The following is a 23,295-nucleotide window of genomic DNA, read 5'->3' on the forward strand; positions in this document are numbered from 1 at the left end:
CCCCGCGTCGATTTCTACCGCCTGACCCGCGACCCCGTCGAGCGGGTGCTGCCCGCCATCGCGGCGCGGGTTCTGGGCAATGGCGACCGGCTGCTGGTGGTTGCGGCCTCGGCGATGCAGCGGCAGGCGATCGACGCCGCGCTCTGGACGCTCCAGCCCGCGAGCTTTCTTCCGCACGGTCCTGCCGGTTCGCCTGACGAGTCGATCGAGCCGATCCTGCTCGCGGGCGCGATCGCTGCCGAGGCGCCCAACGGCGCCATGCATGTCGCGCTCGCCGACGGCGAATGGCGCGAGGAGGCGCTCGGCTTCGCGCGTGCCTTCCTGCTTTTCGACAACAGCCGCATCGACGATGCCCGCGCGACATGGCGCGCGCTCGCGGCGCGCGAGGATGTCGACAATCGTTTCTGGAAACAGGACGATCGCGGACGCTGGTCCGAAGGGCCCTGACCCGTCGCTTGTGATATGGGTCACCGACAGGAGGCGCCAGGCGTTGCAGACGGGGGCCGTGATTTTTCAGGAGCTTGGATATGACGATACGCACGAATCTCGCCGTTGCCGCGGCCACGGCCCTCCTCCTCGCGGGCTGCGGCTCGAAGTCGGAGAGCGAGGTCGCCAGCGGCACCTATACCGATCCCGCAACCGGCAAGACGACCGAATATAAGGTCAGCGGCAGCAAGGACGGCGAAGAGGGCAATGTGACGTTCAAGACCGACGACGGCGAAGTGCGGTTCGGCTCCGACGCCAAGCTCCCCGCGGGCCTGACCCCCTATCCGGGGTCGAAGATGACCGGGGGTTTCACGGGATCGTCCGAAGGCAAGCAGGGCGGCATGGCGGGGTTCGAGGTCAAGGCGAAGGTCGCCGATGTCGTCGCCCATTACCGCAGCCAGATCGAGGCGGCGGGGCTCAAGATCAAATCCGAAATGACCGCCGACGACACGATGATCATCGGCGCCGAAAAGCCCGGCGACGAAAAGACGACGATCCAGGTCACCGCGACGCAGGAAGGCGACATGGTCAATGGCGCGATCACCTATGGTTCGGGCGGATAGGAGCCGACTGCGCTCCGACCTTGCAGTGCAGCAAAAGCGCGGCTAGAGGCGCGCGCATTGCAGAAAATACCAACCCAGGAGCTTTCCCATGGCGGTCACCCGCACCTTTTCGATCATCAAGCCCGACGCGACGCGCCGCAACATCACCGGCGCCGTCACCAAGATGCTGGAAGACGCCGGCCTTCGCGTCGTCGCCTCGAAGCGCATCCACATGACCCGCGAGCAGGCCGAAGGCTTCTACGCGGTCCACAAGGAGCGTCCCTTCTTCGGCGAACTCGTCGAATTCATGACCTCTGGCCCGGTCGTCGTCCAGGTTCTGGAAGGCGAGAATGCGATGCAGCGCAACCGCGACATCATGGGCGCCACCAACCCCAAGGACGCCGCCCCCGGCACGATCCGCAAGGAACTGGCCGAGAGCATCGAAGCGAACACGGTCCACGGTTCGGACAGCGACGAGAATGCCGCGATCGAGATCGCCTATTTCTTCAAGCCCGAAGAGATCGTCGGCTGACGCTGCGGATTATCGCGAAGCGAAACAAAGAGACCGCCGGAACATTCCGGCGGTCTTTTTGTTTGTCCCATTGCGAGAGGATATGATGATGTCCACGAAATCGATCCTTATCCTGGGCATTGCGCTCGCGTCCGGCGCGACCGCGGCCGAGGCGCCCACGGTTGCCGAATCGTCGGGCATCTACCGGCTTCCCTTCGCCGACGGAACAGAGGTTTCGGTGTTCGACGACGCCGCGTCGCACCGGCCGGTCGGTGCTGTCGACCTCGTTGGCGAGCCGCGCAAGGGCAAACTCCATCGTGTCGTTGCCGCCGCCGACGGTATGGTCATGGCAATCCAGGATGGTTATTCGGAGCAGCAGAGCGGCCGGGCAGCGTCGGAATGTCGCAACAATTTTCTGTGGCTAGCGCACCCGAACGGGGAATGGACTCTTTATGGGCACATGGCGACCGGCACGACGAGCGGTAAGGCCGGGCTCAAGATCGGCGATCATGTCCGGGCGGGGCAATATGTGGGCGACGAAGGCGCGGTGGGCTGCGCGATGCTCGACCATGTGCATTTCGAGGTTGCGGTGCCGCAAGCGAACGACCCCATCGACAAGGGCGGTTTCCTGAACGGCAACGAAGAGCGCCAGCGGATGCGTGTCCCGCGTTTCTGTAACGTGCCGGGGCAGACTGTCCGCAAGGACGCCCACTATACGGCCTTGGCTTGCGGACGTGCGTCAGAGTAGCGGACTCACCGTCGCGACGAGATTCTGCCACAGCCGCCGGGCGATCCCGAAGCCCGCGACGTCCGGAGCCGTCACGCGGTCGGACGCGGCGATATAGTCCGTCTGCCGCACGCGGAGTTCGGCGGCGAACGCCTTGTCGCGCAGCAGGATATTATTCTCGAAATTGAGCTCGAAGCTCCGCCGGTCGAGGTTCGCCGACCCGATCAGCGCGACCTCGCCGTCGACGACCATCGTCTTCGCGTGGAGCAGGCCGGGGCGATATTCGTAGAGCTTTACCCCCGCCGCGACGAGATCGGCGTAATAGCTGCGGCTCGCGCCTGCGACGATGCGGCTGTCGTTGCGCTTGGGGAGGATCATCACCGTCTCGACCCCGCGCCGCGCGCAGTCGAGCAGCGCGAAGAGCAATTGTTCGTCGGGCACGAAATAGGGCGTGGTGACGATCAGTTCGCGCCGCGCCGAATGGATGAGCGAGGTGAAGCAGGCGGTCATCGCGGCATAGCGGAGGTTGGGGCCGGTGCCGATCACCTGCGCCGCGACTCCGGGTGTCTGCGCAGGTTCGGGCTCGGCGCCGTCGCGGAGCAGGTCACCGATGTCGTCGCCGCGCTCGCTTTCCCAGTCGGCGGCGAAGACGAACTGGCAATCGCGGACGACGGGGCCTTCCCAGCGCGTCATGATGTCGACCCATGGGGCGTATTTCGACTTTATCCGAAATTCGGGATCGGCGAGATTCTGGCTGCCGCACCAGGCGATGCGATTGTCGACGATCAACTGCTTGCGGTGGTTGCGCAGGTCGAAGCGACCGCGGATCAGCGTCCAGATCAGGCCGCCGATCGGCAGCGCGATCCGCGCGTCGATCCCCGCATTCTGCATCTCGATCCAATAGGCCGAGCGGATGAAACCGCGCGAGCCGAGCGCATCGGCGAGCACGCGCACTTTCACGCCGCGTTTCGCCGCGCGCACCAGGGCGTCCTTGATCCGGAAGCCGTTGTTATCGGCGAGCCAGATATAGAAGCAGAGGTGGACGGTCGATCCGGCCTTGTCGATGTCCTCGACCATCTCGCGGATCGCGGCGTTGCTGTCCGCCGCAAGCCGCGCGCGGTTCCCGGCGGTCGGGGGCAGCGCATTGACCGTTTCGGCAAGCGCGAAGGGCGCGGCCCACGCGCTGCGTGCGAGCGTGCGGCGCACCTCGGCGCGCTCGTGCGGATGCGGCAGATGCGCCTCGATCGCGGCATAGCGCGCGCGGCGTTTGGCGCTGATCCGCGCTTCGCCGAGCAGCAGGTATGCGAGGATGCCGACCACCGGCACCGCGATCGTCGCGATCAGCCAGGCGAGCCGCGACGCAGGCTCGCGCTGCGGCCGCAGGATGATCCGCCCCATGATGACGATGAAAGCGGCGATATAGACCGCAGACAGGATCAGGGCGAAATCGAATTCCATTGCCTGCAATTCACCGCGCTTCGGCGCAAAAGGCCAGCGCGAATTTTGAAGGGGGCAGGTATGGCACCCTTGTTCGTCATTGCGAGCGGCGAAGCCGCGCGGCAATCCAGAGCGTGCGTAAACCGCTCTGGATTGCTTCGCTTCGCTCGCAATGACGAAGCTGGTGGATCAGAAATCCTCAGCCACCGCCATCAGCCCCGCCAGCTTCTTCGGGGCGATGGCGAGCCAGCTCTTGCGGAGCCATTCGCCGGTCGCGTCCCAGTCGGTGTCGCCGAGGTCGAGGCGGATGCCGATCCAGCCGTCGCCGAAATAGGCCGGGCGGTAATAGCGCGCTTCGTCGAGTTCGATGAGCTGCGCCTGCTCGTCGGCGCCGCTGATCTTGACCAGCAGCGCGGTCTTGCCGTCCCTGTGATGGTCGTGGGTGAAATACGCGAATTTCTTGCCTTTGACGATGCCGAAGCAGGGCATTCCGTGCGAACTCACCTCGTCGGCCTCGGGCAGCGCCATCGCCAACTCGCGGACGCGGCCGAGCAGCCAGTCGGGCGAGCGCTCGCGCGACACGAAGGCGGCTAGGGTGGCGGGATAGAGCTGATGCTCGGCGAACTGGACCCGCCGCGCGAGGCTTTCGGCGGTGTCGCCGCGCGCGATCGCGACCGGCGTCTGTGCGAGCACCGGGCCATCGTCGAGCGCCGGGGTGACGACATGGATGCTGCACCCGCCATAGGCGTCGCCCGCGTCGATGGCCTGCTGATGGGTGTTCAGCCCCTTGTATTTGGGGAGCAGGCTCGGGTGGATGTTGAGCATCCGGCCGGCCCAGCGCGCGACGAAATCGTCGCTCAGGATGCGCATATAGCCCGCCAGCGCGACATAGTCGGCGCCGGCCGCGCGAAGCTGTTCGTCGACCAGCGCGTCGAAGGCGTCGCGGTCCATGCCCTTGTGCGTGCGCGCCCATGTCGCGATGCCCTCGGCCTTGGCGAGCACCAGCCCCGCTGCGTCGGGGTTGTTGCTGGCGACGAGCACCAGTTCATAGGGGCAATCGGCGGCCTTCGCGGCATAGAGCAGCGCTGCCATATTGGTGCCGGCGCCGGAGATGAGGACGGCGACGCGGGCTTTCACACCGATCCTCCCCGGAACGGGGAGGGGGGCCATGCGAAGCATGGTGGAGGGGCACAAGCGGAGTCGTGCGACGTCGTGAGGGCGGTTGGCACCGCACGTGCCCCTCCACCCCCCGCTTCGCGGGCGGTCCCCCTCCCCCTGTGGGGGAGGATTTTAGCCATTATGCGTCGCGCTCCATGCCGCCATCGCGCTCCACGTCTCCGACCCGCCCGACACGGTGCAGCCCTTTTCGCCCTCCGCGATATGACCGATGCGATGCACCGTTTCGCCCGCGGTCTCCAGCGCTGCCGTCACCTCGGCAACATCGGCCTCCGCAACGACCACCGCCATGCCGATCCCGCAATTGAAGGTGCGCGCCATTTCCTCGGGCTCGATATTCCCCTGCGCCTGCAGAAAGGCCATCAGCCGCGGCTGCTCCCACGCATCGGCGTCGATATGTGCGTGCAGCGTCTTCGGCAGCACGCGCGGGATATTCTCGAGCAGCCCGCCGCCGGTGATATGCGCGAGCGCGTGGATGCGGCCGGTCTTCACCAGCGGCAGCAGGCTCTTCACATAGATGCGCGTCGGCGCCATCAGCGCATCGATCAGCAGGAGATTCTGGTCGAACAGGGCGGGGCGGTCGAGCTTCCACCCCTTGTCGGCGGCGAGGCGGCGCACGAGCGAGAAACCGTTCGAGTGGACGCCCGACGAAGCGAGGCCGAGGATCACGTCACCCGCCGCGACCTTGTCGGCGGTGAGCACCTGATCGCGTTCGACCGCGCCGACGCAGAAGCCCGCGAGGTCGTAGTCGCCGTCCGAATACATGCCCGGCATCTCGGCAGTCTCGCCGCCGATCAGCGCGCAGCCCGCCTGTCTGCAACCCTCGGCGATGCTCGCGACGACCTCGGTCGCTTGCGTCTGGTCGAGCTTGCCGGTGGCATAATAGTCGAGGAAGAACAGGGGCTCGGCGCCCTGCACGATCAGGTCGTTCGCGCACATGGCGACAAGATCGATGCCTACCCCGTCGTGCCGGCCCGATTCGATCGCAAGCTTGAGCTTGGTGCCGACGCCGTCGTTCGCCGCGACGAGCAGCGGATCGCTGAACCCCGCCGCCTTGAGGTCGAAGAAGCCGCCGAAGCCGCCGAGGTCGGCGTCAGCGCCGGGGCGGCGCGTCGCTCGGGCGAGCGGAGCGATGGCACGGACCAGCGCATTGCCGGTCTCGATCGAGACGCCGGCCTCGGCATATGTGTAGGAGGCGGGTTGGTTATGCTTGGAATCCATGGCCCGCGCGACTAACGCTTCCGGCCGACAAATGCCATGATTTCCTTGTCGGGGATCGCACTTCGGGGCAAAGAATAGAGAAGATATGACGTCGGCCGCTTTCCCCCGCTTCGCTCCGCGCTTCCATCTTCGTTCGCTCGCGCCCCGCGATTGGCGCTGGGCGGCGCTTTTCGGGCTGTTTCTGGCGGTTCTGGTCGCGGGCCTCGTCGAGGGACAGATTGCGCGCGGCGATCGCGGCATCACCCCGATCAACAGCAGCGGCGATTTCCTCGCCAGCGGCATCACCGTCGACGTCACGGGCGACAATGCCGAGGATGCGCGCGAAAAGGGCTGGCGCGAGGCGCAGCGCAAGGGCTGGGCGCAGCTCTATAAGCGGATCAACGGCAGCGACGGCCCGGCGCTCGGCGATTCGGTGCTCGACGGCATCGTCACCGCGATCGTCGTCGAAAAGGAGCAGATCGGCCCGCGCCGCTATGTCGCGACGCTCGGCGTCCAGTTCGACCGGGTGCGCGCGGGGCAGATTCTCGGCGTCAGCGGCCGCACGCTGCGTTCGCCGCCTTTGCTCGTCATCCCCGTCTATTCGATCGACGGCATCGAACAGGTGTTTGAGCAGCGCAGCGCGTGGCAACGCGCCTGGGCCGAATATAATACGGGGCAGAGCGCGATCGACTATGTCCGCACCGCGGGCACCGGCGCCGACACTTTGCTGCTCAATCCGGGGCAGACCGGGCGCCGCGGCCGCGTCTGGTGGCGCGTGATCCTCGACCAATATGGCGCCGCCGACGTGCTGATCCCGATCGCGCGGGTCGAATACAGCTATCCCGGCGGGCCGATCCGCGGCGTCTTCACCGCGCGCTTCGGCCCCGACAACAAGCTGATCGACAGCTTCACCATGACCGGCCCGAGTCCGGCGGCGCTGCCCGACATGATGGAGAAAGCGGTCGCGCGGATGGATGCGATCTATACCGGCGCGCTCGCGGCGGGCGTGCTCAAGACCGACACCTATCTCGTCCTCGAAAAGCCGGTCGAAAAGGCCGACCTGCCCGAGGAAATGGTGACCGAGGATGACGCGCTGCCGACCGAAACCGACAGCAGCACGCCCGCTGCGCCCGCCGCCGGGGTGCAAAACTTCACCGTCCAGTACAGCTCGCCCGACGTCGATTCGGTGTCGGCGACCGAACGCGCGGTCGGCGGCGTCGCGGGGGTGCAGTCGGCATCGACGACCAGCCTCGCGCTCGGCGGCACCTCGGTGATGCGCGTCAGCTTCCGCGGCGACCTTGCGGCCCTGAAGGCGGCGCTCGCCGCGCGCGGCTTCAAGGTGCAGGAGGGCGGCGGGCAACTGCGGATCAGCCGCTGATGGCCGGACCTTCGGGACAGATTGCGCTGCCGCTCGACTGGAGCGCCGGCGGCGCCAATGACGGGCCGCTGATCGTCGGCGCGAGCAATGCCGACGCGGTGCGCTACCTTCGCCACGTCGCGACCTGGCCGGTGCGGACCGCGGTGCTGACCGGCCCGCGCGGATCGGGCCGCAGCCTGATCGGCCGCCTGTTCGCGCGCGAAACCGGCGGGCGCGTGATCGACGGTCCCGCCAGCGTCTCCGAAGAGGAGATTTTCCACGCCTGGAACGCGGCCCAATCCTCGGGCACGCCGCTGCTCATCATTGCCGACGCGCCGCCTGCGGAATGGAATATCGCGCTGCCCGATCTGCGCTCGCGCCTCGCCGCCGTCCCGGTGCTGACGATCGGCGAGCCCGACGATTGCCTCGCCCGCGACCTGATCGAGGCGCTGTTCGGGCAGCGCGGCATCGCGATCGCACCCGAAGTGCCGTCCTATATCGTGCCGCGCATGGAGCGCAGCTATGCGATGATCCACCGCATCGTCGCGGCGCTCGACGCCGCCTCGCTCGAAAAAGGGCGCGGCATCGGCATTCGTCTTATTCGTGAAACATTACTGTCACAGGGCTTGATCGACCCCGATCTTCTCGAAAGACAGGATGCAACGACATGTCGATAGCCGGCGGCCCCCTGCGCGCGGACAATGACGCCGATACGGCGACCCCTAGCTTCGGCCCCGAACGCTTCTTCAACCGCGAACTGTCGTGGCTCGCCTTCAACCGGCGGGTGATGGAGGAGGCGCGCAACCCCGCGCATCCCTTGCTCGAACGGCTGCGCTTTCTGTCGATTTCGGGGAGCAATCTCGACGAATTCTTCATGGTCCGCGTCGCGGGGCTGAAGGGGCAGCAGCTTCAGGGGATCGACGATCCCTCGGCCGACGGCCGCTCGCCGGGGCAGCAGCTCGCCGAGATCGAGGCCGAGGTAAACCGCCTCGTCGACCAGCAGCAGAGCGAATGGCAATTGCTGCATCGCCAGCTCGGCGAACAGGGGATCGTCGTGCACGGCGCCGGGTCGGACAAGGACGCGCTACGCACCCGGCTGCGTCAATATTTCATCGACCAGATTTTTCCGATCCTGACCCCGCAGGTGCTCGACCCCGCGCATCCCTTTCCCTTCATCCCCAATCGCGGGCTGGGGGTGATCTTCGACCTTCAGCGCAAGGCGACCGGCGACACGGTTCGCGAGCTGGTGATGATCCCCGCTTCGCTGGCGCGCTTCGTCGCGGTGCCGGGCGAGGCGAGCGCCTTCGTGCCGATCGAATATCTGATCGAACTGTTCGCCGACCTGCTGTTTCCGGGCTTCGCGGTGCGCTCGCTCGGCGTTTTCCGCATCATCCGAGACAGCGACATCGAAATCGAGGAAGAGGCCGAGGATCTCGTCCGCCTGTTCCGCACCGCGATCCGCCGCCGCCGCCGCGGCCGCGTTATCCTGCTCGAACTCGAAGCCGACATGTCGGCCGAAATCGCGGCGGTGCTCAATGCCGATATTCAGGGGCATGAGGCGATCGTCGCCAAGATCGGTGGCTTCATCGGGCTCGCGGCGCTGTCGGCGCTCGTCGACATCGACCGGCCAGACCTCAAATTCCCCGCTTACTCGCCGCGCTTTCCCGAGCGTATCCGCGAGCATGGCGGCGACTGTTTCGCGGCGATCCGCTCGAAGGACATCGTCGTCCATCATCCCTATGAGAGCTTCGACGTCGTCGTCTCCTTCCTGCGGCAGGCGGCCGCCGACCCCGATGTCGTCGCGATCAAGCAGACGCTCTATCGCGCGGGCAACCAGTCGCCGGTGATCCGCGCGCTGATCGAAGCGGCCGAGGCGGGCAAGTCGGTGACCGCGATCGTCGAACTCAAGGCGCGCTTCGACGAGGAGCAGAACCTCCTTTGGGCGAACCAGCTCGAACGCGCCGGGGTGCAGGTCGTCTATGGTTTCATCGAGTGGAAGACCCACGCGAAAATCTCGATGGTCGTGCGCCGCGAGGGGCAGGGCTATCGCACCTATTGCCACTTCGGCACCGGCAATTATCATCCGGTGACCGCGCGCATCTATACCGATCTGAGCTTCTTCACCGCCGACCCGCGCGCCGGGCGCGATGCGGCGCAGCTCTTCAACTACATCACCGGCTATGTCGAGCCCGAACGGCTCGAACTCATCACCATGTCGCCGCTCAACATGCGCCAGCATCTGTGCGACCTGGTCGATGCCGAGATCGCGGCCGCGAAAGCGGGCAGGGCGTCGGGCCTGTGGGCGAAGATGAACAGCCTCGTCGACCCAGACATCATCGACAAGCTCTACGAGGCGAGCGCGGCGGGGGTGCCGATCGACCTGATCGTGCGCGGCATCTGCTGCCTGCGCCCGGGCGTGCCCGGCCTGTCGGAAACGATCCGCGTCAAGTCGGTCGTCGGCCGCTTTCTGGAGCACAGCCGCATCTGGGCCTTCGCCAACGGCGCGCGCCTGCCGCACAGCGGCGCGAAGCTCTATATCTCCAGCGCCGACTGGATGCCGCGCAACTTCGACCGCCGGGTCGAATATATGATCCCGATCGAGAATCCGACGGTGCACGACCAGATTCTCGACCAGGTGCTCGTCGCCAATCTGATCGACAATGAGCAAAGCTGGGTTCTCCAGCCCGACGGCACCTATCGCCGGCTGGTTCCGGGCGACAAGCCGTTCAATCTGCATCATTATTTCATGAACAATCCGTCGCTGTCGGGCCGCGGCACCGCGCTGCACAAGCGTCACGACGTTCCCACGCTCGACTTTCCCATGCGCGAGGATCGATAGATTTTGAGCCTTTCCCGCTCCCCGAAGACCGCCGTGCGCCGCTCGGCGGTGATCGACATCGGCTCCAACTCGGTCCGCATCGTCGTCTATGAAGGCCCGGCGCGCGCGCCGGCGGTGATCTTCAACGAAAAGGTGGCGGCGGGGCTGGGCCGCGGACTCGCGATCGACGGCCGGATCGCGCCCGAGGATGCCGAACGTGGGCTCGTCGCGCTGCGTCGCTATGCGCTGCTCGCGCGGCACATGGGGGTGACCGACCTGCAATGCGTCGCGACCGCGGCGGTGCGCGACGCCGTCAACGGCCCGGCCTTCATCGCCGCCGCCGCCGAAGCGGGACTCGAAATCCGGCTGCTGTCGGGCGCGGAAGAGGCCGAGGCGGCGGGGCACGGCGTGCTGTCGGCGATCCCCGACGCGCGCGGGATCGCGGTCGACCTCGGCGGCGGCAGCCTTGAGCTTGCCGAGGTCGCCGACGGCGCAGTCGGGCGGCGCGCCTCCTTTCCGCTCGGCGTGCTGCGCCTGCCTGCGCTGCGCAAGGATGGCGAACAGGCGTTCGAGCGCGCGATCCGCAAGATGCTGAAGGGCGCGGGCTGGCCGAACGGCGGGCTGTCGGGCCTGCCGCTCTATCTGGTCGGCGGGTCGTGGCGCGCGCTGTCGCGCCTCGACCTCGAACTGACGAAGGATCCGCTCGCGGTGCTCGACCAGCACAGGCTGCCGCGCACCGCGCTCCGCCGCCTGATCCGTGCGACGAAGCGGCTGAGCTTCGAGGAACTGCGCGCGATCCCCGGCATGGCGGCGAACCGCGCCGCGGCTTTGCCCGACGCCGCCGCGCTGCTCGCCGCGCTCGTCAACATCCTCGACGTGCCCGAGATGACGGTGTCGTCGTCGGGGCTGCGCGAGGGCCTGCTGTTCCAGGCGCTCGATGCCGAGACGCGCGCGCAGGACCCGCTGATCATTGCCGCCGAGTTCGAGGGGCGGCGGCTCGCGCGCTTCGCCCCGCATGGCCGGGCGATCGCCGAATGGATCGCGCCGCTGTTCGCGCACGAAGCGGTCGCCGACAGCCGCGTCCGCCTCGCCGCGAGCCTGCTCAGCGACGTCGCCTGGTCGGCGAACCCCGATTTCCGGGCCGAACGCGGCACCGAGATCGGCCTGCACGGCAATTGGCGCAGCATCGACATTCCGGGGCGCATCCTGCTCGCGCGCGCGCTTTATGCAGGGTTCGGCGGCGCCGACGCCGATTTCCCCGCCATGGGGCGGCTGGTCAGCGACGAGCGGCTGGCGCGCGCGCGGCAATGGGGCCTCGCGATCCGCCTCGCGCAGCGGCTGACCGGCGGCGTCGAGGCGCCGCTGAAGGCCAGCGGCATCGCGCTTGCCGAGGGCAAGCTGCGGCTTTCGCTCGATGCCGGCTGGCATCATCTCGCGGGCGAATCGGTCGAGCGCCGTCTGCGCATCCTCGCGCAGGCGCTCGATGCGAAACCGGAACTGGTGCTGCTTTAGAGCGCGGCGGGTCTTCTAATCTCACCCACCGTTCCGCTCGACACGAACGGGATTGGGGTGATGTCGATCTAACGCATGGCGCGTTCTTCGCAGGTCAGACCTCGCTTGCCGTCGCGGTGTCGATTTCGCTCATCACCAGCTTGCCGTTCTTGACCGCGAAGCCCATCCGCCCTTCGACCAGGTCGAGCGCGGCGTGGCCGAATACGTCGTAGCGCCAGCCCTGCATCAACGCGATGCCGTCGCGGCCGCCCGCGGCGAGCGCTTCGAGATCGTCGCTGCGCGCGATCAATCGCGCGGCGGCGTTGAGTTCGCGCGCGCGAATCTTGAGGAGCAGTTTCAAAAGGTCGGCGACCAGCGCGCCTTCCTTGCCGAGCCCCGGCCCGCGCGGCGCGCGGTCGGGCATGTCCTCCTTCGACAGCGGCTTGGCGCCCGCGAGCGCGTCCATCAGCCGTCCGCCGATGTCGTTCGCCTTCCACGTCGCCGACAGTCCGCGCACCCCGCCGAGCCCTTCCTGCTGCTTCGGCGGATGCGCGGCGAGGTCGGCGAGCGTCTCGTCCTTGACGATGCGGCCGCGTGGGAGGTTCTTGGTCCGCGCCTCGCGCTCGCGCCACGCGGCGAGCGCCTTCAGCCGCCCGAGCACGTCGGGCTTGCGCGACGGAATCTTGATCCGCTGCCAAGCCTTGTCGGGATCGAGGCTGTAGTTGGCGGGGTTGGCGAGCTTTTCCATCTCCTCGTCGAGCCAGTGGCCGCGGCCGGTCTTGATCAGCTTTTTCAGCATCATCGGGAAAATCTTCGCGAGATGCGTGACGTCGCCGATCGCATAATCGATCTGGCGCTTGTCGAGCGGGCGGCGGCTCCAGTCGGTGAAGCGCGCGCCCTTGTCGAGCTGCAGCCCGATCCACGCCTCGACGAGGTTGGAATAGCCGACCTGTTCGGCTTGCCCCAGCGCCATCTGGCCGATCTGCGTATCGAAGATCGGGTGCGGCGTCTTGCCGGTCAGGTTGAAGATGATCTCGACATCCTGTCCGCCCGCGTGAAAGACCTTCAGCACATCCTGATTGTCGACGAGCAGGTCGAGCAGCGGCTTGAGGTCGATCCCCGGCGCCATCGGGTCGATCGCCGCGGCATGTTCGCTGTCGGCGACCTGGATCAGGCAGAGTTCGGGCCAGAAGGTATTCTCGCGCATGAACTCGGTATCGACCGCGACGAAATCGCTGGTCTTGATGAGGTCCAAAAATTCGACGAGCGCGGCGCTGGTTTCGATAAGCGGATGGATTTGCATATGGGGCCTATACAGCGACTTTTTCGCGACGGGCAGGAAAATTTACCGGACATGAACTGGTTGCCGACGGAGAGGCGGATACGCCCTCCGCCCTTGACAAATGGCGCGCCGCATTGCCTTAGGCGCGGCCATATAAAGCACGTATCGCGTGACTTTTCTCCAATCATTGAAAGACGATCAAAATGCACGCCTATCGCACCCATAATTGCGGCCAGCTTCGCGCCGGGGATGTCGGCCAGAATGTCCGCGTTTCGGGCTGGGTGCATCGCAAGCGCGACCATGGCGGGCTGCTCTTCGTCGATCTGCGCGACCATTACGGCCTGACGCAGATCGTCGCCGACAGCAGCGATGCGGCGTTCGCGACGCTCGACGGCCTGCGCGCCGAAAGCGTCGTGACGATCACCGGCGACGTCGTCGCGCGCTCGGCGGAGACGGTGAACGCGAACCTGCCGACCGGCGCGATCGAAGTGCGCGCGCGCGAGGTTTCGGTCCAGTCGGCCGCCGCCGAGCTGCCGATGCCGGTCGCGGGCGATCAGGAATATCCCGAGGATATCCGCCTGAAATACCGCTTCCTCGATCTGCGCCGCGACCGTCTGCACAAGAATATCCTGCTGCGCTCGAACGTCATCGCCAGTCTGCGCCGCCGCATGGTCGATCAGGGCTTCACCGAATATCAGACGCCGATCCTGACTGCTTCGTCGCCCGAGGGCGCGCGCGACTATCTGGTGCCGAGCCGCGTCCATCCCGGCAAATTCTATGCGCTGCCGCAGGCGCCGCAGATGTTCAAGCAACTGCTGATGGTCGCGGGCTTCGACCGCTATTTCCAGATCGCGCCCTGCTTCCGCGACGAGGATGCGCGCGCCGATCGTTCGCCGGGCGAGTTCTACCAGCTCGATTTCGAGATGAGCTTCGTGACGCAGGACGATGTGTTCAATGCGATCGAGCCCGTGCTCGCGGGCGTGTTCGAGGAGTTTGCGAACGGCCGGTCGGTGACCCCCGCCGGCTCGTTCCCCCGGATTCCGTATCGCGAGTCGATGCTGAAATACGGCAACGACAAGCCGGACCTGCGCAACCCGCTGATCATCACCGACGTCTCGGCGCACTTCATTGGGTCGGGTTTCGGCCGCTTCGCCGATATCGTCGCGGCGGGCGACGTGGTGCGCGCGATCCCGGCGCCGGGAACGGCGGAGAAGAGCCGCAAATTCTTCGACGATATGAACAGCTGGGCGCAGGGCGAGGGCTTTGCGGGCCTCGGCTATGCGACGCGCAAGGGCGGCGAATGGGGCGGCCCGATCGCCAAGAACCATGGGCCGGAGAAGATGAACGCGCTCGCCGCCGAACTCGGCCTCGGTCCCGACGACGGGCTGTTCTTTGCCGCGGGCAAGGAAGCGGTGGCCGCGAAGCTCGCCGGCTTTGCGCGCACCCGCGTCGCCGAGCAGCTGGACCTGATCGATGCGAGCACGTTCGCAATGTGCTGGATCGTCGACTTTCCGATGTTCGAGGCCGACGAGGACACCGGCAAGATCGATTTCAGCCACAATCCCTTCTCGATGCCGCAGGGCGAGCTCGAAGCGCTGGAGACGAAGGACCCGCTCGATATTCTCGCGTGGCAATATGACATCGTCTGCAACGGCGTCGAACTGTCGTCGGGCGCGATCCGGAACCATCGGCCTGACATCATGTACAAGGCGTTCGAGATCGCGGGCTACAGCCAGGCCGATGTCGACAGCAATTTCGCGGGCATGATCAATGCCTTCAAATATGGTGCGCCGCCGCACGGCGGTTCGGCGCCGGGGGTCGATCGCATCGTCATGCTGCTCGCCGACGAGCCGAACATTCGCGAAGTCGTCGTCTTCCCGATGAACCAGAAGGCCGAGGACCTGATGATGGGCGCCCCCGCGCCGGTCAGCGAGAAGCAGCTCAAGGAACTGAGCATCCGCCTGGTGGACGGGCCGAAGGGCTGACCATAGCCTTGGATCGCACCCCACTTCCTCGTCACCCCGGCGAAGGCCGGGGTCCCGCCGGTGCGTTCGGACGCAAGGGCGAGATCCCGGCCTTCGCCGGGATGACGGTCGCGGGAGATGGAGTGTGACGGAACCACGCGAACACCGGATCGCGACACCGAACGGCGACATCTGCTGGTTCGAGTGGGGCACGCCGGGACCGGAGGCTTCGCTGCTGCTGCTCCATGCGACCGGCTTTCACGCGCGGCTGTGGGATCAGGTCGCCGCCGCCCTGCCCGCCGGAACCCATGTCGTCGCGCCCGATCATCGCGGCCATGGGCGCAGCTTCAAGCCCGCGTCGCTCGCGGACTGGGCGGGCAACGCCGCGGCGCTGCTGCCGCTCGTCGACCGTTTCGCGGGGACGCCGCTGGTCGGCTGCGGGCATAGCATGGGCGGCACGGTGCTGACCCGGCTCGCCGCCGAGCGGCCCGATGCCTTTCGCCATCTGATCCTCATCGATCCGGTGATCATGGACCCCGGCCTTTACGAAGGACAGGCGACGCTGCCGGTGCCCGATCCCGCCGAGCATCCGGTCGCGCGCCGCCGCAACCTATGGGCGAGCGCCGGGGAGATGCGGGCGCGTTTTGCCGATCGTCCGCCCTACAGTCGCTGGGAGCCGCAGGTGCTCGCCGATTATTGCGACCATGGCCTGCTGCCCGCGGCGTCGGGCGAGGGCTATGAACTCGCCTGTCCGCCGGCGCTCGAAGCCTCGATGTACCAGAATGCGCTGCGCACCGATCCGCACGCCTGGCTCGGCGATGTGACGACGCCGGTGACGCTGATCCGCGCGCCGCAGGGGGCGCGCGGCGACGCGATGGATTTTTCGCAGAGCCCGACCTGGACCGGCCTGGGGCCGGCGCTCCATGCCGAACGCGACGAACTCTGGAACGAACACAGCCATTTCATCCCGATGGAAGCGCCGGGGCGCGTCGCCGGCCTGATCGCCGCCACGCTTTGACGCGTCCGGCTGTGCCGGAACCGGACATAATGCATCGCCCGCTTGGTTCGGCGCCCGCGACTGGATAGGAAGGCGCGATGACCATCTCGCTCTCCGACTATGAAACCGGCGCCAAATATGACGGCGACTATGGCAAGGATCTCGCGGCGTTCGAGGACCGGCTCGAACGCTTGCAGGCGGCGCACATCACCCATGGCCAGCGCAGCGTCATCATGCTCGAAGGCTGGGACGCGGCGGGGAAGGGCGGGATCATCCAGCGGCTGACCGCGTCGCTCGACCCGCGCTATTTCGAGGTGTGGCCGATCGGCGCGCCGAGCGACGAGGAGAAGGCGCGCCATTTCCTCTGGCGCTTCTGGAAGCGCCTGCCCGGCAACCGCGAAATCTCGATCTTCGATCGGAGCTGGTACGGCCGCGTCCTCGTCGAGCGGGTCGAGGGCTTCGCGAGCGAAGCCGAATGGCGCAAGGGCTATGACGAGATCAACGAGTTCGAGGCGCAACTGACCGGCAGCGCCACCCACCTCGTCAAGCTGTTCGTCCACATCACGCAGGACGAGCAGGACAAGCGCTTCGCCGACCGGCTGGACGATCCGTGGAAGCGGTGGAAGACCGGCACGGAAGATTATCGCAACCGCGCGAAGCGCAAGGACTATCTCGCCGCGATGGACGAGATGTTCCAGCAGACCGACACGCGCTGGGCGCCGTGGAAGGTGATCGACGGCAACAACAAGAAGGCGGCGCGCATCGCCGCGCTGACCCATATCGCCGAAACGCTGGAGGCGGCGGTGCCGATGACGCCGCCCGACCTCGACCCCGCGGTGGTCAAGCTGGCGCACAAGGCGTTCGGTTACGCGGCGAAAGACTAGCTTTTTGGGCCGCTCTGCCTAGCCATCGCGCCTTCCAATCGCTACATGGGCGCGATGAGCCGCGCCAAGAGATCCGACGACTGGGGTTTCCCCCGCTGGCGCCCCTATGGTTCGTCGCGCGAAACGCAGAAGGTTCGGCTGTGCGACCGCCATGGTTGCACCAACCCCGGCAACTGCCCCGCGCCCAAGTCGCCGAACAGCCCCGAACGCTGGTATTTCTGCGAGACCCACGCCGCCGAATATAATCGCGGCTGGGACTATTTTGCGGGCCTGTCCGCCGAGGATGCCGCGGCACGTGCGGCCGAGGAGGCGCAAGGCGCGCGCAGCTATGCCCGCGCGCAGCATTATGCCTGGGGCGGATCGGGCGACGGCAGCCGCAGCGCTGACGAGATGCGCGCGCTGGAGATACTCGACCTCGAACCCGACGCCGATTTCGAGGCGACGAAGAGGGCGTGGCGCAATCTCGCCAAGGAATGCCACCCCGACGTCAAGCCGGGCGACGCCGAAGCCGCGAAGCGCTTCGCCGCGGGGCAGGCAGCGTTTGAGGTGCTCAAGCAGGCCGAAGAGCGGAAGAGCTGGAAGCCGGCTTAGTCTCCATTGCGGCTGCGGATCGATCCGCCACGTCCTTGCCACCCGAATCCGACGATATGCGATGGTAAAGCCCGTCCGATATTGATAGCGATGGGCCGGGGGGAACATCATGACGGCGGAAAACGATCCGGCCTTGCCGGCAGCGGACCCTCTTGTCGAGGTAGGGGAGGAGGCCGCCGTGGACGTCCACAAGCCCAAGCCGGTGCATAGCTGGCGTGAATTGCTGTCGGAGGTCGGCGTCATCGTAATCGGCGTCGCGATCGCATTAGCCGGCGAGCAGGCCGTCGAAGCGCTCCACTGGCACCATGTCGTCGAGGCGCAGCGCGAAGCACTGAACGAAAGCGTCGTCGAGAATCTGGTGTCGGTGAAAATGCGCGCGATACAGCAACCGTGCGTCGACGCGAGGCTGGCGCAACTGGCGACTGTTTTCCAGCGGCACGCCAACGGCGAGCCGTTGCAGATCAAGGGACGGGTCGGAAGGCCGCAAAATGCCAGCACGGGCGATGCGGTATGGCAACTGGCGGTGCAAAGCGGAGCGCTGAACCATATGCCGCTGGCTGAGCGCACCGATTATGCGGGCGCCTTTTCGAACTATGCGAATCTGATGGCGCTCCGCGATGATGCCGATCAATCCTGGATCGATCTGGCGGCGCTGGACAATGCGGAATCGCTGTCCGAAGGCGATTGGGTGATGTTGCGGCGCTCCTATGGACAGGTGGTCGCCAAGGAAGCCCGCATCAAGGATGTGAACCACTATGTGCTGACGACCACGACGATCGGCTTGACCATCCCGAAGGTCACGCGGGAAGAGGTGCTCCGCACGCCTTATGCCAAGGATTTCTGTCAGCCGCTGATTTGAAGCGGCCCATTCCATGCCAGTGCGGCGTTATTCGTAAACGCAGCGATCCAGCCCGTCGCGGCCCACGACCCCGATCCGCGCGCGGATCGAATTGCCATAGCGGCGGGTGAAGCCCGAGGGACTGATCGCCTCGCGTTTTTTCGGCAGCGGCAGGATCGCGGCGATGCGCGCGGCTTCCTGCGGGGTCAGTCTGCTCGCGCCATGCTTGAAATAGCGCTGCGCGCCTGCCTCGACGCCATAGGTGCCGAGGCCGGTCTCGGCGACGTTGAGATAGACCTCCATGATCCGCCGCTTCCCCCAGATCTTTTCGATCAGGAAGGTGAACCACACCTCGGGCACCTTGCGGAGATAGCGGGTCCAGCCGCTGCCCTGCCACAGGAAGACGTTCTTCGCGGTCTGCTGGCTGATCGTCGATCCGCCGCGCATGCGCTTGCCCTTGGCATTGCGTTCGATCGCCTGTTCGATCGCCTGACGGTCGAACCCGTTGTGGCTGCAGAATTTGCCGTCCTCGGCGGCGATCGCGGCGCGCACCATGTTGCGGTCGATATGGGACAGGCCCGTCCAATCCTTGGTGATGCCATTGCCGTCGGTCAGCATGGTGATGGTCACCGGGGGCGGCACCACCGCATAGAGCAGTACCCAGAGGACCGAGACGAGGATGAAGCCAAGGACGATCTTGGCCGTGGTCTTGAAAAGCCGTCCCATCGTGGATTTCGTGCGCGCCTTGCTTTTCCTTCGCATCGATCCGGCGTAGTCGAGCGGGATGCAAAGGAAAAGACCCGATCATCGCCCCAGGCTTCGCTCGATGGGCCGCGGATTCGTTCTGCTCGTGGCGCTTGCCGCTGCGTGCCCGGCGATGGCCGAAGAGGGGCGCGATCTTTGCCCCGATCGCCCCGGTCTCGGCACCCCGGCCTGCACCGTCGAGCCGGGGCGGATCGTCTTCGAACTCGGGCTTGCCGACTGGACGCGCGAGCAGGACGGGCCTGAGCGCACCGACACGATCCTCGCCGGCGACGCGCTGCTGCGGATCGGGCTGACCTCGTCGCTAGAGGCGCAATTCGGATGGACCGCGATCGGCCATGTCCGCGAGCGTGACGCGGTGCTCGGCACCGTGCGCCAGCGGACGCGCACGGGCGACGTGACGCTCGCGCTGCGGCAGAATCTGCGCAATCCCGACGGATCGGGCTTTTCGATCGCCGCCATGCCCTATGCCAGCCTGCCGACCGGCGGGAGCGGAGTAGGGGCGGGCGATTGGGGCGCGGGGCTGCTCGTTCCGGTCGGGATCGAGGCCGGGCCGGTGTCGATCGGATTGACTCCGCACGTCGATGCCGCGGTTGATGGCGACGGCGATGGACGGCATCTCGCCTGGGGCACCGTTGCGGGGCTGGGTTTCGACCTGTCGGACGCGGTTTCAATATCGACCGAGATTTCCTTCACTCGCGACCGCGACCCGGCCGGGCACGCGAGCGAATGGCTGGCGGGGTTGTCGGCGGGGTGGCAGCCGGACGACGACAGCCAGTGGGATGCGGGTGTGAACGTCGGGCTCAATCGCGATAGTCCGGACCTTCAGCTTTATGCGGGATATGTGCGGCGCTTTTAGGGTCCAGTGCGTCATTGCGAGCGAAGCGAAGCAATCCAGAGCTTGTGTAAGCCGCCCTGGATTGCTTCGCTTCGCTCGCAATGACGAGTTTATTGGAAGCGCCGTCTCAATCGACGACGACTTTCCCCGTCATGCCCAGCGACGAATGCATGAAATGCGAGCAATGCGCCTTGTAGGTGCCGGCCTTCGGCGTCAGCGTCACGTCGCTGCTTTCGCCCTTGCCGAGCGCAACGCGGCCCTTGGCGCCTTCGACGCGGGCACGGTTCGCCGCGTCCATCGTCGCGGCGGCGAAGAATTCGGGGGCGGTGAAATCATGCCCGCCCGAGCCGCTGTTGGTGAAATGGATCGTCACCGGCTGGCCGGCATGGAGGTGCAGGTCGGACGGCGTGAAGCTGAAATTCGCCAGCGTCACCGTCACCTTCGCCGGCGCTTCGGCGGCGGTGACGGGAACGGACAGGGCGAGCGCCGCGAGAGTGAACGAAAGGATACGCATGGCATGTCTCCTCGGCCGGACCGTCCGGCGCATCGGGGCACCCGCGATCTTTCGGCTCAGGCGTTGATCAGACGCCGGTCGCCCGCGAGCTTGAGCATCGCCTTTTGCAGCTTCTCGAAAGCGCGCACCTCGATCTGGCGCACGCGTTCGCGGCTGACGTCATAGACCTGGCTCAGATCCTCGAGCGTCTTGGGATCGTCGGTCAGGCGCCGCTCGGTCAATATGTGGCGTTCGCGCTCGTTGAGGGTCGCAAGCGCTTCGCTCAGCAGCGCGTGGCGCACGTCGCGTTCCTCGGCCTCGGCGACGCGTTCGTCCTGAAGCGGGCCTTCGTCGCCGAGCAGATCCTGCCACTGGCTGTCGCCGTCCTCGCCCATGGGCACGTTGAGCGACGTGTCGCCGCCCATCGCCATGCGGCGGTTCATGCTGACCACCTCGTCCTCGGTCACGCCGAGGTCGGTGGCGATCTTGGTGAGGTGCTCGGGGCTGAGGTCGCCATCCTCGAACGCTTCGAGATTATTCTTCATCCGGCGGAGGTTGAAGAACAGTTTCTTCTGCGCCGCGGTGGTGCCCATCTTCACGAGGCTCCACGAGCGGAGGATGAATTCCTGGATCGAGGCGCGAATCCACCACATCGCATAGGTGGCGAGGCGGAAGCCGCGTTCGGGGTCGAACTTCTTCACGCCCTGCATCAGGCCGATATTGCCCTCGCTGATCAGCTCGCTGACTGGCAGGCCATAGCCGCGATAGCCCATCGCGATTTTCGCGACGAGGCGGAGGTGCGAGGTAACGAGCTGCGCCGCCGCTTCATTGTCGCCATGCTCCTGAAAGCGCTTCGCGAGCATATATTCCTGCTCGGGCGTTAGCAGCGGAAATTTGCGGATTTCGGCCAGATAGCGGTTCAGGCTCGCCTCACCGCCGAGCGCGGGCACCGTGGCCGGAACATTGCTTTTATGAGCCATTTTTAGCGTCTTCCCTAATTCTTCAGAGGAGAGAATGCCGCGGTTCGATCCGTCGGTCGAGATAGATTTTCATTCGAAACTTAAACGCGCAATTCATCGAGCAGTTCCCGCATATCCTGGGGGAGTTCGCTGTCGAGTGCGATCCGGTTACCCGTCACCGGATGAATAAAGCCCAAATGGGCCGCGTGCAACGCCTGACGCGCGAAGTTACGGGCTTTTAATAGTTCTGAAAGCGGCTTTTTGACCCGCCCGTAGACCGGGTCGCCGACCAGCGGATGACCGATATGCGCCATATGAACGCGCACCTGATGGGTGCGGCCGGTTTCCAGACGGCATTCGACCAGCGTCGCACCCTTCAGCGGCTCGATCGTCCGATAGTGGGTGATCGCATGTTTGCCGCGCCCTGCGGCGACCACCGCCATCTTCTTGCGGTTGGTGGCCGACCGGCCGAGCGCGGCGTCGACGGTGCTGTTCGCGGGCATCGGGCGCCCGGTCGCGAGCGCAAGATAGCGGCGGTCGATGCTGTGCGCGGCGAACTGCTTGGCCAGGCCTTCGTGCGCCTTGTCGTGCTTTGCGGCGACGATCAGCCCGCTGGTATCCTTGTCGATGCGGTGGACGATACCGGGGCGGGCGACGCCGCCGATCCCCGAAAGCTGCCCCGCGCAATGGTGGAGCAGCGCGTTGACCATCGTGCCGTCGAGATTGCCCGCGGCGGGGTGGACGACCATCCCGGCGGGCTTGTCGACGACGATCAGATGCTCGTCCTCATAGGCGATGACGAGGTTCATATCCTGCGCGACATTGTGCGCGGGGGCCGGGGCGGGCAGGCGGACCGCCAGCGTTGCGGGCGCCGCGGCCTTGGCCGACGGGTCCCACAGCACCGTTCCCGCTGCATCGGCGACGCGGCCGCCCTTGATCAGCGTCTTCAACCGCTCGCGCGAAAGGTCGGGAAGCGCCTCGGCCAGCGCGCGGTCGAGCCGCAGCCCGCTGGCGGCGTCCGAAAGCGTCACGGTCAGTATTTCGTCGTCCCCCAGCATTGATCGCGATGTGGGGTCGAGCGGCGGAATTTCAAGATGGCGGACGGGGGCGGATAAGGCTTCACCCTTGCCCTTAACCATGCCCCTGCCCTAGGGAGCAGGCGCGAACCGGAAAGGTCCGGTCTGCGGGGAGCCTGTCCATCATGTCCGACGATCGCGTCGATTTCGCCTCCATGCTGGCCTCGCGGCTGTGCCACGATCTGCTGAGCCCGGTCGGGGCCTTCGCCAACGGTCTCGAACTGCTGGCCGACGAAAAGGACCCCGAGATGCGCGCGCGCTGCATCGAATTGCTCGAACAGAGTGCGCGTACGTCGGCGAACAAGCTCAAATTCTTCCGCCTGGCTTTCGGCTCGGCGGGCGGGTTTGGCGAGCGCGTTCCCGCCGACGAGGCGAAGTCGGCGATCGAGGGCATCATCGGCGACCGCGCGATCGAACTCAACTGGATGATCGGTGCCGACCCGCTGCCCAAGCCCGCGGTCAAGATCATCCTAAACCTGTCGCTGCTGCTGGTCGATGCGCTGGTGCGCGGCGGACGGCTCGACATCGGCTGTGAAAACCAGGGCGCGGGCGGCATCGAAATCGCGCTGCATGTCGAGGCCGAGCGCCTGTTCCTGGACGCGGACGTCGAGCGCATTCTCGCCGAGGGCGAAGGCGCGAGCGCGATGACCTCGCGCACCGCGCCCGCAGTGCTCGTGCAGGCGGTCGCGAAGCAGAATGGCGGCACGGTGATGCTGGCGCGGGAAACGCCGACCTCGCTGCTGGTCGGGGCGGTGCTGAAGGAGCGCTGAGCACCCGATTTTCGGGCGCGAAAATCTTTCATATTCTCCCAAGAGCAAACCCTCCATTAACCATTGTCGGCCATGGTGGAGCCTCGAATTTTTGGG

General features: G+C 66.2%; 23 protein-coding genes. 15 read left to right on the top strand and 8 right to left on the bottom strand.

What is annotated here, in order from left to right:
• The 4 genes from OJI97_RS11620 to OJI97_RS11635 all read left to right on the top strand — a co-directional run.
• Positions 1 to 447: DNA polymerase III subunit chi (locus tag OJI97_RS11620; RefSeq protein ID WP_297663649.1), on the top strand; the 447-nt coding region annotated here is incomplete at its 5' end.
• Positions 448 to 527: 80 nt separating this feature from the next.
• Positions 528 to 1,049 (top strand): hypothetical protein, encoded by a 522-nt coding sequence (locus OJI97_RS11625; protein WP_297663651.1) that lies wholly within the window; start codon positions 528 to 530, stop codon positions 1,047 to 1,049.
• Between the two features lie 88 nt (positions 1,050 to 1,137).
• Positions 1,138 to 1,560, top strand: coding sequence for a nucleoside-diphosphate kinase (gene ndk, locus OJI97_RS11630; RefSeq protein ID WP_179499098.1), 423 nt, complete (start codon positions 1,138 to 1,140; stop codon positions 1,558 to 1,560).
• An 82-nt stretch (positions 1,561 to 1,642) separates the two neighbouring features.
• Positions 1,643 to 2,287, top strand: a complete 645-nt coding sequence (locus OJI97_RS11635) for a peptidoglycan DD-metalloendopeptidase family protein (protein WP_297663655.1) — start codon at positions 1,643 to 1,645, stop codon at positions 2,285 to 2,287.
• Here OJI97_RS11635 and cls read toward each other — a convergent pair.
• From cls to purM, 3 genes are all read right to left on the bottom strand, one after another.
• Positions 2,279 to 3,724 carry a cardiolipin synthase gene (gene cls / locus OJI97_RS11640; protein WP_297663657.1) on the bottom strand — a complete coding sequence of 482 codons (1,446 nt, stop codon included), beginning with the start codon at positions 3,722 to 3,724 and terminating at the stop codon, positions 2,279 to 2,281. The two genes, OJI97_RS11635 and cls, sit on opposite strands and share 9 nt — an antisense overlap.
• Positions 3,725 to 3,892: 168 nt before the next feature.
• Positions 3,893 to 4,873 (bottom strand): phosphoribosylglycinamide formyltransferase, encoded by a 981-nt coding sequence (gene purN / locus OJI97_RS11645; RefSeq protein ID WP_297663705.1) that lies wholly within the window; start codon positions 4,871 to 4,873, stop codon positions 3,893 to 3,895.
• A 120-nt stretch (positions 4,874 to 4,993) separates the two neighbouring features.
• Positions 4,994 to 6,100: a phosphoribosylformylglycinamidine cyclo-ligase gene (gene purM, locus OJI97_RS11650; protein ID WP_297663660.1), complete on the bottom strand. Its 1,107-nt coding sequence runs from the start codon at positions 6,098 to 6,100 to the stop codon at positions 4,994 to 4,996.
• A gap of 85 nt (positions 6,101 to 6,185) precedes the next feature.
• Between purM and OJI97_RS11655 the strand changes: the two genes are divergently transcribed.
• Genes OJI97_RS11655 through OJI97_RS11670 form a run of 4 tightly spaced genes read left to right on the top strand, consistent with a single transcriptional unit; the run spans position 6,186 to position 11,766 of the window.
• Complete coding sequence (locus tag OJI97_RS11655; RefSeq protein WP_297663662.1) at positions 6,186 to 7,457, top strand: heavy-metal-associated domain-containing protein; 1,272 nt, start codon at positions 6,186 to 6,188, stop codon at positions 7,455 to 7,457.
• Positions 7,457 to 8,113, top strand: coding sequence for a chromosomal replication initiator DnaA (locus OJI97_RS11660; protein WP_297663664.1), 657 nt, complete (start codon positions 7,457 to 7,459; stop codon positions 8,111 to 8,113). Before OJI97_RS11655 ends, OJI97_RS11660 begins: the two co-directional genes overlap by 1 nt.
• A complete protein-coding gene (locus OJI97_RS11665; protein WP_297663666.1) occupies positions 8,104 to 10,275 on the top strand; it encodes an RNA degradosome polyphosphate kinase in 2,172 nt (723 codons plus the stop codon). The genes OJI97_RS11660 and OJI97_RS11665 overlap by 10 nt, the downstream gene beginning before the upstream one ends.
• A 3-nt stretch (positions 10,276 to 10,278) precedes the next feature.
• Entirely contained in the window at positions 10,279 to 11,766 is a 1,488-nt protein-coding gene (locus OJI97_RS11670) for a Ppx/GppA family phosphatase (protein WP_297663667.1), read from the top strand.
• A gap of 94 nt (positions 11,767 to 11,860) precedes the next feature.
• Here the strand turns inward: OJI97_RS11670 and rnd are convergent, their stop codons facing one another.
• The gene (gene rnd, locus OJI97_RS11675; protein ID WP_297663669.1) at positions 11,861 to 13,048 is read right to left on the bottom strand and encodes a ribonuclease D; all 1,188 of its coding nucleotides are present in this window, start codon (positions 13,046 to 13,048) and stop codon (positions 11,861 to 11,863) included.
• A 182-nt stretch (positions 13,049 to 13,230) separates the two neighbouring features.
• Here rnd and aspS point away from each other — a divergent pair, with 182 nt between their 5' ends.
• The 5 genes from aspS (at position 13,231) to OJI97_RS11700 (ending at position 18,322) form a co-directional block, all read left to right on the top strand.
• Positions 13,231 to 15,012, top strand: a complete 1,782-nt coding sequence (gene aspS / locus OJI97_RS11680) for an aspartate--tRNA ligase (RefSeq protein ID WP_297663672.1) — start codon at positions 13,231 to 13,233, stop codon at positions 15,010 to 15,012.
• A gap of 124 nt (positions 15,013 to 15,136) precedes the next feature.
• Positions 15,137 to 16,009 (top strand): alpha/beta hydrolase, encoded by an 873-nt coding sequence (locus OJI97_RS11685; RefSeq protein ID WP_297663674.1) that lies wholly within the window; start codon positions 15,137 to 15,139, stop codon positions 16,007 to 16,009.
• Between the two features lie 77 nt (positions 16,010 to 16,086).
• Positions 16,087 to 16,872: a polyphosphate kinase gene (locus tag OJI97_RS11690; protein ID WP_297663676.1), complete on the top strand. Its 786-nt coding sequence runs from the start codon at positions 16,087 to 16,089 to the stop codon at positions 16,870 to 16,872.
• Positions 16,873 to 16,926: 54 nt separating this feature from the next.
• Positions 16,927 to 17,463, top strand: coding sequence for a J domain-containing protein (locus OJI97_RS11695; protein ID WP_297663678.1), 537 nt, complete (start codon positions 16,927 to 16,929; stop codon positions 17,461 to 17,463).
• A 109-nt stretch (positions 17,464 to 17,572) separates the two neighbouring features.
• Positions 17,573 to 18,322, top strand: coding sequence for a hypothetical protein (locus tag OJI97_RS11700; protein ID WP_297663680.1), 750 nt, complete (start codon positions 17,573 to 17,575; stop codon positions 18,320 to 18,322).
• A 27-nt stretch (positions 18,323 to 18,349) separates the two neighbouring features.
• Here OJI97_RS11700 and mtgA read toward each other — a convergent pair whose 3' ends face one another.
• Entirely contained in the window at positions 18,350 to 19,027 is a 678-nt protein-coding gene (gene mtgA / locus OJI97_RS11705; RefSeq protein ID WP_297663682.1) for a monofunctional biosynthetic peptidoglycan transglycosylase, read from the bottom strand.
• 100 nt (positions 19,028 to 19,127) lie between these two features.
• Between mtgA and OJI97_RS11710 the strand changes: the two genes are divergently transcribed.
• Positions 19,128 to 19,922, top strand: a complete 795-nt coding sequence (locus tag OJI97_RS11710) for a transporter (RefSeq protein WP_297663684.1) — start codon at positions 19,128 to 19,130, stop codon at positions 19,920 to 19,922.
• Between the two features lie 106 nt (positions 19,923 to 20,028).
• Here the strand turns inward: OJI97_RS11710 and OJI97_RS11715 are convergent, their stop codons facing one another.
• The 3 genes from OJI97_RS11715 to OJI97_RS11725 all read right to left on the bottom strand — a co-directional run bounded on the left by OJI97_RS11715 (position 20,029) and on the right by OJI97_RS11725 (position 22,411).
• Positions 20,029 to 20,415, bottom strand: a complete 387-nt coding sequence (locus OJI97_RS11715) for a cupredoxin domain-containing protein (protein WP_297663686.1) — start codon at positions 20,413 to 20,415, stop codon at positions 20,029 to 20,031.
• 56 nt (positions 20,416 to 20,471) lie between these two features.
• Entirely contained in the window at positions 20,472 to 21,374 is a 903-nt protein-coding gene (gene rpoH / locus OJI97_RS11720) for an RNA polymerase sigma factor RpoH (RefSeq protein ID WP_297663687.1), read from the bottom strand.
• 80 nt (positions 21,375 to 21,454) lie between these two features.
• On the bottom strand, positions 21,455 to 22,411 hold the full coding sequence (locus OJI97_RS11725) for an RluA family pseudouridine synthase (protein ID WP_297663688.1): 957 nt from the start codon (positions 22,409 to 22,411) through the stop codon (positions 21,455 to 21,457).
• Between the two features lie 143 nt (positions 22,412 to 22,554).
• Here OJI97_RS11725 and OJI97_RS11730 point away from each other — a divergent pair, with 143 nt between their 5' ends.
• Positions 22,555 to 23,199: a histidine phosphotransferase family protein gene (locus OJI97_RS11730; protein ID WP_297663690.1), complete on the top strand. Its 645-nt coding sequence runs from the start codon at positions 22,555 to 22,557 to the stop codon at positions 23,197 to 23,199.
• Positions 23,200 to 23,295 lie beyond the last annotated feature (96 nt).

The organism is Sphingopyxis sp. (assembly GCF_025869345.1).
GTDB lineage: Bacteria > Pseudomonadota > Alphaproteobacteria > Sphingomonadales > Sphingomonadaceae > Sphingopyxis.